16 protein-coding genes, 1 tRNA gene and 1 other RNA gene are annotated in these 11,571 nt (G+C 71.2%); 7 read left to right on the top strand and 11 right to left on the bottom strand.

The window, feature by feature from the left end; translation table 11 throughout:
- Positions 1-442 precede the first annotated feature (442 nt).
- The 3 genes from ACFV0G_RS10175 (at position 443) to ACFV0G_RS10165 (ending at position 2,586) form a co-directional block, all read left to right on the top strand.
- Complete coding sequence (locus tag ACFV0G_RS10175) at positions 443-1,639, top strand: PP2C family protein-serine/threonine phosphatase (protein WP_380544690.1); 1,197 nt, start codon at positions 443-445, stop codon at positions 1,637-1,639.
- A gap of 154 nt (positions 1,640-1,793) precedes the next feature.
- On the top strand, positions 1,794-2,285 hold the full coding sequence (locus tag ACFV0G_RS10170; protein ID WP_380544688.1) for a DUF5994 family protein: 492 nt from the start codon (positions 1,794-1,796) through the stop codon (positions 2,283-2,285).
- 49 nt (positions 2,286-2,334) lie between these two features.
- The gene (locus ACFV0G_RS10165; protein WP_380544685.1) at positions 2,335-2,586 is read left to right on the top strand and encodes a hypothetical protein; all 252 of its coding nucleotides are present in this window, start codon (positions 2,335-2,337) and stop codon (positions 2,584-2,586) included.
- A 42-nt stretch (positions 2,587-2,628) separates the two neighbouring features.
- Here ACFV0G_RS10165 and ACFV0G_RS10160 read toward each other — a convergent pair whose 3' ends face one another.
- The 3 genes from ACFV0G_RS10160 to ACFV0G_RS10150 form a co-directional block, all read right to left on the bottom strand.
- Positions 2,629-3,237: a DUF5994 family protein gene (locus ACFV0G_RS10160; RefSeq protein WP_380544682.1), complete on the bottom strand. Its 609-nt coding sequence runs from the start codon at positions 3,235-3,237 to the stop codon at positions 2,629-2,631.
- A 151-nt stretch (positions 3,238-3,388) separates the two neighbouring features.
- Positions 3,389-3,556 (bottom strand): hypothetical protein, encoded by a 168-nt coding sequence (locus ACFV0G_RS10155; protein ID WP_167352938.1) that lies wholly within the window; start codon positions 3,554-3,556, stop codon positions 3,389-3,391.
- A 30-nt stretch (positions 3,557-3,586) separates the two neighbouring features.
- Entirely contained in the window at positions 3,587-3,943 is a 357-nt protein-coding gene (locus ACFV0G_RS10150) for a PRC-barrel domain-containing protein (protein WP_380291126.1), read from the bottom strand.
- A 126-nt stretch (positions 3,944-4,069) separates the two neighbouring features.
- On the opposite strand from ACFV0G_RS10150, the gene ACFV0G_RS10145 reads away from it, so the two are divergent.
- Complete coding sequence (locus ACFV0G_RS10145) at positions 4,070-4,321, top strand: hypothetical protein (protein WP_380544679.1); 252 nt, start codon at positions 4,070-4,072, stop codon at positions 4,319-4,321.
- A gap of 39 nt (positions 4,322-4,360) precedes the next feature.
- Here the strand turns inward: ACFV0G_RS10145 and ACFV0G_RS10140 are convergent, their stop codons facing one another.
- From ACFV0G_RS10140 to ACFV0G_RS10130, 3 genes are all read right to left on the bottom strand, one after another.
- A complete protein-coding gene (locus tag ACFV0G_RS10140) occupies positions 4,361-4,939 on the bottom strand; it encodes a DUF5994 family protein (protein WP_380544676.1) in 579 nt (192 codons plus the stop codon).
- A 210-nt stretch (positions 4,940-5,149) separates the two neighbouring features.
- Complete coding sequence (locus tag ACFV0G_RS10135) at positions 5,150-6,418, bottom strand: ATP-binding protein (protein ID WP_380544673.1); 1,269 nt, start codon at positions 6,416-6,418, stop codon at positions 5,150-5,152.
- A 186-nt stretch (positions 6,419-6,604) separates the two neighbouring features.
- Positions 6,605-6,961, bottom strand: coding sequence for a DUF5994 family protein (locus ACFV0G_RS10130; protein WP_380544670.1), 357 nt, complete (start codon positions 6,959-6,961; stop codon positions 6,605-6,607).
- A 337-nt stretch (positions 6,962-7,298) separates the two neighbouring features.
- Between ACFV0G_RS10130 and ACFV0G_RS10125 the strand changes: the two genes are divergently transcribed.
- Positions 7,299-7,733: a CBS domain-containing protein gene (locus ACFV0G_RS10125; protein WP_380544666.1), complete on the top strand. Its 435-nt coding sequence runs from the start codon at positions 7,299-7,301 to the stop codon at positions 7,731-7,733.
- A gap of 43 nt (positions 7,734-7,776) precedes the next feature.
- Here ACFV0G_RS10125 and ACFV0G_RS10120 read toward each other — a convergent pair whose 3' ends face one another.
- The 5 genes from ACFV0G_RS10120 to ACFV0G_RS10100 all read right to left on the bottom strand — a co-directional run bounded on the left by ACFV0G_RS10120 (position 7,777) and on the right by ACFV0G_RS10100 (position 9,820).
- Complete coding sequence (locus tag ACFV0G_RS10120) at positions 7,777-8,067, bottom strand: DUF6296 family protein (RefSeq protein WP_380544663.1); 291 nt, start codon at positions 8,065-8,067, stop codon at positions 7,777-7,779.
- A gap of 10 nt (positions 8,068-8,077) precedes the next feature.
- Positions 8,078-8,500, bottom strand: a complete 423-nt coding sequence (locus ACFV0G_RS10115; RefSeq protein WP_380544660.1) for an STAS domain-containing protein — start codon at positions 8,498-8,500, stop codon at positions 8,078-8,080.
- A gap of 82 nt (positions 8,501-8,582) precedes the next feature.
- Complete coding sequence (locus tag ACFV0G_RS10110) at positions 8,583-8,939, bottom strand: MarR family transcriptional regulator (RefSeq protein WP_380544657.1); 357 nt, start codon at positions 8,937-8,939, stop codon at positions 8,583-8,585.
- A 121-nt stretch (positions 8,940-9,060) separates the two neighbouring features.
- On the bottom strand, positions 9,061-9,504 hold the full coding sequence (locus tag ACFV0G_RS10105) for an ATP-binding protein (RefSeq protein WP_380544654.1): 444 nt from the start codon (positions 9,502-9,504) through the stop codon (positions 9,061-9,063).
- 231 nt (positions 9,505-9,735) lie between these two features.
- Positions 9,736-9,820 (bottom strand) — tRNA-Ser (locus ACFV0G_RS10100).
- A 132-nt stretch (positions 9,821-9,952) separates the two neighbouring features.
- Here ACFV0G_RS10100 and ffs point away from each other — a divergent pair.
- Together ffs and ACFV0G_RS10090 are read left to right on the top strand one after the other, a co-directional pair.
- An RNA gene (gene ffs, locus ACFV0G_RS10095) (signal recognition particle sRNA small type) lies at positions 9,953-10,043 on the top strand.
- A gap of 84 nt (positions 10,044-10,127) precedes the next feature.
- Positions 10,128-11,571 (top strand): DNA polymerase III subunit gamma and tau (locus tag ACFV0G_RS10090; protein ID WP_380544651.1); only part of this gene is annotated, 1,444 nt, incomplete at its 3' end.

Here is an 11,571-nt window from a genome sequence, read left to right as displayed (position 1 = left end):
GCGAGCCGCCGCGCCGCCCGGCCCGCTGAGCGGTCGGGGCCTCTTGTTTGCCCTGGCGGGCAGAGGCGGAGGATACGAGATTCGAACTCGTGAGGGGTTGCCCCCAACACGCTTTCCAATTCTCCCGAACGGTGTCCGTCGGCGTTCACACCGGTTCTGACCTGCGGCGAAATATGTGGTTGAGCGGCGGTTGAACCCGGCCGGACGGGGGTGAATGAGACCAGAACTGAGACCAGGATCGGCGGCCTCCGCAGCGCATCGGGGTCGTGCCCACGGGTGGTAGAGCCGATTTCTCGGCGGCGTCGCCCTGCGGGGAGGGGCATAACCGGGGGCGGAATGCGTCGCCGTCGGGCGTAATGGAAGGACCGGCCCGGTGAACCGCACCGGGGTGCCGGGGTTGATCGCGCCCGTGCCGGCTCGTACGGGACAGGAAGGATCGTCGGTGGGCAGGGACGGCGAGCGGCGCCTGGACCGGTCGGAGGGGTTCGGCGAACACCTGCTGGGCGCACTGCTCGACCAGGCCCACGAGCTTCCGCCCCATCTGATTGCTCCATTGGTCGCCGACGCGGTGCGTGGGTTCGGTGGCCGTGACCCGGTGCTCCTGCTGCAGGACTACGGGCAGTTGGTGCTGGTGCCGCTGTCCGGCCGGGGGCTGGCAGCCCGGGAGCCGGTGCCGATCGACGGCTCGTCCGCAGGCGCGGCTTTTCTGAGTGGTGTCTCCGTCGAGGTGCCGCAGGGCGACGGGGTGCGGGTGTACCTGCCGTTGCTGGACGGCGGGGACGAGGTGGGAGTGCTGGCACTCACGCTGGACGACGTCGATGGCGACGACCGGCGGCTCCTGCGGCGCTTCGCCTCCCTGGTCGCGGATCTGCTGGTCACCAAGAGCGGCTACACCGACCGGATCTTCCAGGCCCGGCGCCTCCAGCCGATGAGCGTGGCCGCGGAGATCCAGTGGTCACTGCTGCCTCCGTTGGCGATGACCGCCCCGCGGGTCGCCGTGGCCGGCATCCTCGAACCCGCCTACCAGGTGGCCGGCGACAGCTTCGACTACGCGCTGAACGACGATCTTCTGCACGTGGCCACGATCGACGCCATGGGCCACGGGCTGGACGCCGCTGCCATGGCGACCGTGGCCATCGGCGCGTACCGGCACGCCCGGCGAGCCGACATCGGACTGGCCGAGATCTACGCGTTCATGGACCGGGCCATCGCGGAGCAGTTCGGGCCGGACCACTTCGTCACCGCGCAGATGATGCGCCTGAACACCGTCAGCGGCCACCTGCAGTGGGTCAACGCCGGCCATCCCCAGCCGCTGTTGATCCGCGACCACGTCGTCGTCGAGCGGCTGGAAAGCGAGACGACCTTGCCGGTCGGCTTCGGCGGCGAGGAGCCGGTGATCAGCGAGCGGGCACTGCGGCATGGCGACCGGGTCCTGTGCTTCACCGACGGCCTGGTCGAGGAGCGCGAGCCCGGCGGGGAACAGTTCGGGGAGGACCAGCTCATCGACTGGGTCAACCGCGTCGAGCGTTCGCAGAGCGGGGTGCGGGCCGTGGTGCGGGCGCTCTCCCACGTGCTGAAGGAGAAGCGGGGCGGGCACACGAGCGACGACGCCACCCTGTTCCTGATCGAGTGGCGCTGAGAGCGGCACGCCGCCCCTGCTCTCACGACCGACCGGGTTGGCCAGGTGCGGGCGGAGTACCGTGGGATATCGGAGCGGCCCGAGCTGTCGCTCCCCGCGCGGCCCGGCCCGCACCCGGTGTGCCAGGGCGCTCAGGGCGGACAGGTGGCGAGCTATGTCGGACGAAGCCAGCGACTCCCGCTACGGGTTTCTGCCGGAGCGGTTCCGGCAGGCCGCGAAGCCGGGGACGGTCGCGTTGCGCCTGGAGACCACCCGGTCACGCGAAGGCATGCTGGACGGTGCGTGGTGGCCGCGTTCACGGGACATCGGCGCCGAACTTCCCGGCCTGGTTCACGCGTTGACCGGGCATCTCGGCCCCATCGAGAGCGTCGGTCTGGACGCGGGCGCCTGGGACGACGTCCCGGCCAGTCTGATGGTCGACGGCCGGTCGGTGCACATCGACCGCTACCCGGTCGGCGACGACACCGTGATCGTCACACGGGGCGACCGTGACCACTTCAGCCTGCTCGTCGTCCCCCCTCACGCGAGCCAGGAGGCGGCCCTGGCCTCCATGGCACGCGCGGTCAGGGCCGGTGGCAGCGACTCGGCACGGCAGATCCTCATCGACACCGGCGTCAGCTCCGGCCCCCCGGCCGAAACGCCCTGAGGGGCAGACCCGTGAGCCGGTCACGCCGGGCAGGCAGGAAAGGCGGGACGTGAAGATGTCCGTCTACGTGAAACTCTCGGCCGATGCCCGGTCGCCGGCGGAGCCGTCGAAGGGGCCGCTGGACCTGCAGTACGAGGACGGTGCGGACGGCGTCACCTTCGAGTACGACCTGCACCCCAGCGGGGCGCTTCGTGTCCTGCGGGTCTTCGAGGACACCCCGCACCGGATCGAGGCGTGCTTCAGCTCCGGAGCGTGGCTCCAGGTCGCTGGCACCTACCTGCGAAGCGGCTCCGAGTACTGACGGCGATCCGCCGGGAGCGCAAGAACGAAGGATCGGGCGGCGTCACCGGTGGTCGGCGTCACCGGTGGTCGGTAGGGGGCCAGTGCCGGAGCGCCCGGGCGGGGACGACGACCCGCCCCATCGGGCGGAGCCCCAGGCCGAGACCAAGGGGTCGCGTACCGGCCAGACGATCCCCCGCCGGTCGGGCATCTTCGCGGACGGCTCGTCGGCGAGCAGTTCGCTCGCGGTCCTGGTGTTCGCGGGATCAGCGGCCTCGGCCATCAGCCAGGCTGCGGCGACGGCTCCCGTCTGCGGCGGGACGACCAGCAGGGTCAGCCGGCGGGCAAGGTGCGAGCGGACCGAGATCGTGTGCTGGTCCTGCACGGCGGTGAACCAGCTCGCGTGGACGGTGTGGCCCGCGTGGACGGTGTGGCCCGCGACCGGGATCCGTCGGGGGACGGTCAACCACTGGGCGGGGTTCACGGTGATTCCGGCGACCCGACCCCATCGCTCGTCCAGTTCGGCGGCCAGGGCAGGGAGTTCGAAAAGAAGGTCATGCGATCGGGGCCACCAGGCCCCGTCCAGCCGTCCGGCTCGCGGGCCGTCCGGTGCCAGGGAGAACCGCAGGGCGGGTTCGGGGGTGGCAAGCGTCGCGCCGTCGATCACAGTCATGATCAAGGACCCGTCTCCGAGCCTGGCCAGTGCCAAGTCCGGGATTGCCGTTCGCCGGAGACGACGCCAGTGTCCGGTGCCGGCATGCGGGGTGCCTTCGGTAATGTCCAGGCTACTCCCGGCCCGGCCCGGCCCGGACCCGGCACGGTACTCAGCGGTTCACGGACCGGCCCCCGCGCCGGAACCGGACGGCGGAGAGTATCAGCGCGACGATCAGCACGGCGATGCCGATGAACAGCAGGTACTTCAGGCCCTCGGCGACGACACCAACCAGTCCGAGCACGATCGCCACGATGACGAGGAACAGTACCAGGGCCATCGTCGGCCTCCTTCATGGTCCGGAGGGCTCCTAGCGGCGGGCCAGGCGGCGCTCCCCGCCCGTGCCCGGTGCGTAGTCCAGCCCGTAGTGGGCGAAGACGGCTGCCTCGTCCTCGGCGGGGAGTTCGCCGTCGGTGTCGATGGCCGGGGCGTGTTTCACCTGGCTCCTGGGCCGGGGGACCTTCAGGTAACCGGGACCTACCGTCGCGTCGGACAGTGGGACGAACACCAGGCGGCGGCGGGTGGGCAGGCCGACCATGACCGTCGCGAAGAACGGCTGATCGGTCACGGTGTCCACGTAGACGGACTCCAGCGTGCCGATCTTGTGTCCGTCGGCGTCGACCACGTCATGGCCGCGCCACTCCCGGATGTCGCCTGCCTCGAACATCGGCCATCTCCTCCGCTCCTGGTTCCATTGTGGTGCCGCGGCTGCCGGTCGACATCCCCGGTCGCCCTCCGCCCGCCCGCCTCGTACGGTCGTGTCAGGGCAGGAGGGTTGTCACAGGAGGGCACGATGCAGCGCTACCGGTGGATTCTGGAGACCCAGGACGACGACGGCCGCTGGTCCCGGCAGGACGACACGACGATGCCGAATCCGCTGGAGTACGACGGTCCGCCGCAGCGGGCGGCCAACCATCTCCGGGACGTGTTCGTTCGAACCCTCTCCCGACCCGCGCCGGGCCCTCGGGCAGTCAGGGTCCGGCTCTGGGAAGGGACCGGTGCCGACGGCGAACCCCAGGCCGAGACCGAGTGGTCACGCGAGTGAGACAGCCCTGCCCCGGCCCGGGCAGCTCCCGCCGGCCGCCTACGCGGATGCCGGCCAGGAGGCGGCCCGGCTCCGGGAGAGATCGGCTCGCCGGTCGGCCTCGCCAAGCCCGGTGGAGGGTGTGACGGCCGACGGCAGGAAATCGGAACCGACTTCCGGCCCGGTCGCACCGGTGCTCGGCTCGGCAGTGAGCAGTTCGCTCGCGGTCCTGGTGTTCGCGGGATCGGCGGCCTCGGCCATCAGCCGGGCGGCCTCGACGGCGTCCGTCTGGGGCGGCACGACCAGCAGGCTCAGCCGACGGGGGGCATAGGAACAGACCATGATCGTGTGCTGGTCCTGTTCGATGGTGAACCAGCCCGCGTGGACGGTGTGACCCGTGACCGGGATCCGCCGGGGGATGACAGGCCACCGCGCGGGGTTCACGGTGATCCGGGTGATCCGGCCCCACCGCTCGTCGATCTCGGCGGCCAGGGCGGGGAGTTCGAGAAGAAGATCGCGCGAGCGCGGCCACCAGGCTCCGTCCAGACGGCCGGGCCGCACGCCACTGGGCGTGAGGGAGAGCCGTGCCGTGGAATCCGTGGCGGCGGGCGTCGTCGCACGATCGAGGGTCGTGGTCATGATCAAGGACCTGTCCCCGGGCCCGGCCCACGAGGTCGGGTCCGGCATTGCCGTTCGCCGGAGACGACGCCAGTATCCGGTGCCGGCATGCGAAGTGCCTTCGGTGATGTCCAGGCTACTCCGCGTTCGGCCCGGACGCGGCGTCGTCGCGGTGGTCGGGTCCGATGCCCGGCACCTTCGGACGGACACCCCGCAACGGCGAGGTGTCCATCAGACGCGCCCGTAGCGGACCGCTTGGTCGGCGAACTCCCGGGCCATTTCGTCGGAAACGGTCGGACGGGTGCGGTGGATGGCGTCCAGGTAGTCCTGGGTACTGGGCTGGATCCGCTCCCCGGTGTCGAGCGTGCGCTCGAACGCGCTCTGGGCGACGGCCATGGCGACCTGCCTGATGTCGGCGGGAGTGAAGCCCTCGCTGGCCCCGGCGAGGACCGCGGTGTCGGCGGCGGTACCCGTTTTCGCCGTGTAGCCGGCCCACAGCACGTCGCGGGCCACGGAGTCGGGTGGCCCGACCGGCAGGACGTAGTCGAACCGGCCGTGCCGCAGGAACGCCGGGTCCAGGGCGGTCACCGAGTTGGTGGCGCAGACGAGCAGCCGGCCGTCGCGGTCGCGGAACCGCACGATCGACTTGAGGAGTTCGTTGACCACGCCGACCGACGCGGGGGCGGCGAGGCTGCGCGTACCGGCGACCTCCTCGACCTCGTCGATGAAGAGCAGCACGTGGTCGAGCTGCGCCACCTCCTCGAAGCGGCGGCCGAGACCGGTGGCCAACCCGTCCTCGGACGCGAGCCGGGAGGGGAAGAGCTCGACGAAAGGCCAGCCCAACCGGCCGGCCACGGCCTTGGCGAACGTGCTCTTGCCCGTGCCCGGCGGACCGAACAGCACCACCGCGCGGGGTGGTTCCACCCCGTGGGCGTCCGCCAGCTCGGGATTCGCCAGGGGCAGCACCAGGCGCCGTTCGATGAGCCGCTTCTCGTCGGCCATGCCCGTGAGCTGCTCCCAGAGGCTGGCTTCGGGCATGACCGCGCCGAGCACCGCCAGGACCGCCGCGCCCTGAGCACTCACGACCTCCGACTTCTCGAAGTACGTGAGCCCCCGGTGGGGGTGGAATCCGGAGTTGACCAGTGCGGTGGCTCCGGTCTCCTCGTCGGGCAGCAGCGCCGCGACGATCCTGGCACCGGCGTCCCGCAGACGGTGCTCCAATGCCGACAGCAAGGCGGAGCCGATGCCCAGGTTCCGCCAGGCGGGGTGCAGGGCGATACGCAGCACCCACGCCCGGTCGCCGTCCACCCGGCCCACCGCCGCGCCCACGAGATGCCCGTCGGCCACCACGACGACGCTCGGATTCCGTGCCTGCAGAGCGGCGACCACGTCGGAGAGCCGGAAGACGGCGGCCTGGCCCGTGGCGGTGCTCTCGGCGTCGATCCCGACCACCGCTTCGAGGTCGTCCGGCGTGAAGTCCCGGACATGCCACACGGCCATACGCCGCCTCGAACGTTGCGCGTCCCTTGGATCCATCATCGGCCGACCCCGGTGCGGCCGCCTGCCCGGACGAGGGGCGGCGGCCGCTCGATGCCGGAGACCCGGTACAGGCGACAGGTCCCCCTCCCCGCCGCGTCGACCCGGAGTGGTCCGGTGCGCGGCGGTGTCGGCGTGTGTCCGGGTTGCTCAGCCGAGCAGGAGTTCTGCCGCCGGGGTGTGGTTTCCGGTGGCCGAGGCGCCGGCCATCGCCGAGGCGGCCGTTGCCGACTTGGTGCCGGGCGGTACCACCAGCAGCAGGAAGTGATCCTGGAACCCCCGGGTGACGCTGATCGTCGCGTCGCTGCCGGTGAACCAGTTGATCCTGACCGTCAGGCCGTTAGCCGCGACGGCCAGAGGCACATCGTCCCAGGCAGCGGTGTCGAGACCGACCCGGACGATGCGCCCGAAGTGGGCACCGAGCGCGGTGATCAGGTCCGGCAGTTCGGCGAGGACGTGGTTCGAGCGGGGCCACCAGGCGCCGTCGAAAACCCCCTCCCGTGACATCGTCGGTTCCAGAACCAGGCGAGGCAACAGCGGGGCGCCGGGTGCCATCCACGGCCCAGGAGAGGCAGAGGTGGGGAAAGGAATCGGCATCATGCGAAGCCGCCCGTCCGGTCCGCGAGGGACCCGTCATGACCCAGGGCGACGTCGACGCTGATGCCGATGTGCGATATGTCCTCGGTTGTCTCCCAAGCTACTCCGCAGCGGGCTGCTCCGGTCCGCTCGCCACCGGAGTAGGGTCGTAGGCATCCAGGGCATCACGCATTCCGGTAACCGTTCCGGCCTCGTTCTGGGTGAGGAAAGCTCGGCAGCCCCCAGGGGGCGGCCGGAGACGGGAACGGTGAGCACCGTGACCATCCACTCCCCGCAGTCGATGCGGCCCGGCCACGGCCTCACGGTCGCCGACGCCATGGACCCCTGCGACTACCAGATAGCCGACGACAGCACCGTTGACCAGGCCGACGACGTCCTCCGCGGCGCCCACCTCGATTACCTGCTGGTCCGCGACCACGACGGCCGGTGCGAGGGGCTGGTCACCCGCACCGGACTCCATCCGTTCCTGAACCGCTCCTGGTACACCGGACGGACCGCGATCAGCGCCACCACCCACCAGCGCGGCCCGTTCGCCTGGCCGACCATGGGCCTGGCCCTGGCCGCGATCGCCATGCGGGTCAAGCGCCTGGCGGTCTGGCCCGTCGTCGACGAGGACGGCTACATCCTCGGCGTCCTCATGGCCGACCGTGTCACCAGCCTCCTCGCGGGCAAGGCTGCCTGAGGCTGAGTGCCCGCGTTCGAGAGTCCTGGGCTGTTTGCGCCGGTCAGGAATCGAGCACGGTGCCAGGTCGGGCCATGCCCGGAGCGAAGCCGCAGCGAGGTGAGGGCAGTGGGGTGGCGTGCATGCACGTGTGCCGTCCCTGACCGGTCGGCTCGGCGAGCGGTCGGGCCGTCTCCCCGATGATCCCTACGCGGAAGGTGCCGGCCTCGTCCGCGTAGACCGGGGCCCCGTCCGCGGTCACCTCGTCCGTGGCACGAACGACGACGACCTCGATCGGACCGTGCCTGCCGGGCACACCCGGAAGGGTCACCGCGTAGCGAGACGGAGTGTCCATCCGGAGCTCCTCACCCGATCTCCCTGGCACCTGCCAGGGCGGCGCGCACACTGCTCCGGACGGTGAAGAGCTCGTCGGTGCCGGTGATCTCCAGCAATCGCATGGTCTGGGCCGGCGGGGCGGCCAGCACCATCTCCACCCCTGCGGCCCTCGCGTCCATACGGGCGGCGAGCAGGGCGTTGAGGCACACGGAGTAGCAGAAGGTCTGGCCGGCCAGGTCGACGACCAGCCGGGGTGGGCGGTCCTGGAGAGCCCGGGAGAGGGCGTCGTCCAGCTTGCGGCGGTCTTCCTGGTCCGCTTCGCCGTCGAGGCGGACGATCACGGCCGTCCCGGGGAGCTTCGTGGTGGAGATCCGCAGGTGCGGGGTGGGAACGCGCGGGGGGTCGGGGCAGTCGTGCCGGGTGGATCCGCTGGGGTCGGGCACTGGACTCACCGCCTCAACGGGAGGGGTGGTGGCAGAGCGGCCGGGACGCGCACAAGGTGCGGCGGGGTACGGGGGACGGGTTGGCGCGGGGTCACGGATGCTCATCATGATGATCACCGGTGGTGGTCGCAGGCTGGTGGCCGGCGTCGGGGGCGGGATCGGCGAACAGGGCCAGCAGCCCGGCGATCTCGTGGTGGCCCTCGGCGGGATGACGGAAGTACGTGCCGCGGGCCACCTGGTAGCGGTTGCGGCGTCCGTGCCGGGAGTGGGTCAGGTAGCCGGCCTTCTCCAGGTCCGTGACGATCGCCCGCGCGGCCCGTTCGGTCATCCCGCACATCGCGGCCAGGTCCCGCAAGCGGACGTCCGCATCCCGCGAGATCATCAACAGCACTCGCGCGTGCTGCGTCAGGAACGTCCAGCTCGTTCGCGGCTCCCGCTCATCCGACATACCACAAGTATGAACCCGGATTCCGCTTTTGCCATGCCTGACTTGATGATCCGCTGATGGGCCACACCGTGGAACGCGGGGTCGAGTTTTCGCCCGCGGATCCGTGTCACGGCGCAGGGTTTCAAGGCGATGGCGGTGGTTGTTCGGAGGGGACGAGGAGTTCGGCCCATACGGCCTTGCCGCCGTCGTTCGGGAGGGCGCCCCAGCAGAGGGCGAGGCGGTCGACGATGAACAGGCCATGGCCGCCGACCCGGGACGGTTGGTGCGTGCCGGGGTCGGGCAGCGTAGTGCCGGATTGGGGGTCGGTCACGGTGATGCGCAGGCACGGGCCGTTCTGGTCCAGATCCAGTGCGAGAGGGCCCGCCGTGTACCTGGCGGCGTTGGTGAGCAGTTCCGAGACGATGAGCTGGACGTCGTCGCCGAGAACGGATGGGGCGAGATGCCAACCGGACAGGGTTTGACGGGTGAACGCCCGCCCTTCGCTGACGGGGGACGCTCCACTTCCGGCGGTGAAATCCAGATGGCAGTGGTGGTGGACTGCTGCTGGGGCGAGGTGGCTTTCCATGGCGGTTCGCCTGCTTCCCGTTGCAGCTCCTCGAACCATGCGGCTACCCGTTCAGGTGGGGATCATGTGCGTGGCAGTGGTCGGGTCTCCGGGGCTGCGGTGCCGCCGGGGCGGTCCGGGGCAGTTGCTCACCCGGTGCCGGCGAACTGAGACCAAAACTGAGACCACGACACGAAGAAGGCCCCGACCGGGTTCCGGGTCGGGGCCTTCAACTGCCTTGCCAGGCAGAGGCGGAGGATACGAGATTCGAACTCGTGAGGGTTTTATCCCAACACGCTTTCCAAGCGTGCGCCCTAGGCCTCTAGGCGAATCCTCCGTGGGAGAGCTTAGTACATGTCGAGGGGTGCTCGCGAACCGCTATCCCGCAGGTGCTGCCGGGTGGGTGCCTGCGGATCGGAGATCGGGGTGGGTGGAGTGGCGGGCGGCCCGGATCCGCTACTCTTGGGGCAGCCCCTCGTGTGGCGTCATCTCTCTGAACCCCCCCAGGGCCGGAAGGCAGCAAGGGTAGGAGGGCTCTGGCGGGTGCGCGAGGGGTCCTTGCGTTCCCGGGGTTTGCCGGTCGTGGCCGGTCCGTCCGGGCAGGGGCGCCGCGTTTGTCGGCCCGTCCCGATATCGTCGGTGGCGTGTCCCTAGCCCTGTACCGCCGCTACCGCCCCGAGACCTTCGCGGAGGTCATCGGGCAGGAGCACGTGACCGCCCCGCTCCAGCAGGCCCTGCGCAACAACCGGGTCAATCACGCGTACCTGTTCAGCGGCCCGCGCGGCTGCGGCAAGACGACCAGCGCCCGCATCCTGGCCCGCTGCCTGAACTGCGAGCAGGGCCCCACGCCGACCCCGTGCGGCGAGTGCCAGTCCTGCCGCGACCTGGCGACCGGCGGCCCCGGGTCGATCGACGTGATCGAGATCGACGCCGCCTCGCACGGCGGCGTCGACGACGCCCGCGAGCTGCGCGAGCGCGCGTTCTTCGCGCCCGTGCACAGCCGCTACAAGATCTTCATCCTGGACGAGGCCCACATGGTGACCTCGGCCGGCTTCAACGCCCTGCTCAAGGTCGTCGAGGAGCCGCCGGAGCACCTCAAGTTCATCTTCGCCACCACGGAGCCGGAGAAGGTGATCGGGACGATCCGGTCCCGCACCCACCACTACCCCTTCCGCCTCGTCCCGCCCGGCACGCTGCGCGACTACCTGACCGAGGTCTGCGGCCGCGAGGGCATCCAGGTCGAGGACTCGGTCTTCCCGCTGGTCGTCCGGGCCGGCGCCGGTTCCGTCCGCGACTCGATGTCGGTGATGGACCAGCTGCTCGCGGGCGCCGGCGAGGCCGGTGTGACGTACCAGATGGCCACCGCGCTGCTCGGGTACACGGACTCCGCGCTGCTCGACGAGGTCGTCGACGCCTTCGCGGCGCACGACGGCGCCACCGTCTTCCAGGTGGTCGACCGGGTGGTCGAGGGCGGCCACGACCCCCGCCGGTTCGTGACGGACCTGCTGGAGCGGCTGCGGGACCTGGTGATCCTCGCCACCGTCCCGGACGCAGGGGAGAAGGGCCTGATCGACGCCCCGGCCGACCGGGTCGCGATCATGCAGGCGCAGGCCGACCGGTTCGGCGCCGCCGAGCTCAGCCGTGCCGCCGACATCGTGAACACCGGCCTGACCGAGATGCGCGGCAACGCCGCACCCCGGCTCCAGCTGGAGCTGATCTGCGCCCGGGTGATGCTGCCCGGCGCCTACAGCGACGAACTCTCCCTGCAGGCCCGGCTGGACAAGCTGGAGCGCCGGGCCACGGTCGGCGGCTTCGCCGCGGGCCCGGTGCCGGGCGCGCTGCCCGGAGCGGCGGCGCCGGGCGTTCCGGTGTCCGCGGCCCCCGTCCCCGCCGTCGAGCCGGTCGCGCAGGCGCCTGCCGCACCGCCGGTCCAGGCCCAGCCGCAGACGGCGCCCGTTCAGCAGCCCGCTCCGGCCGCGGCGCCCGCCCAGCCCGCGGCGCCGGCCGGCCCGGCGCCCGGCGCCTGGCCGATCCCGCGGAGCTTCCCGGCGCCGGGCTCGGCGGCCGAGCCTTCCCCCGAGCCCGCGC

The sequence above is a fragment of the Kitasatospora sp. NPDC059571 genome (assembly GCF_042735675.1).
Lineage (GTDB): Bacteria > Actinomycetota > Actinomycetes > Streptomycetales > Streptomycetaceae > Kitasatospora.
This window is presented reverse-complemented; position numbering and strand designations above follow the sequence as displayed.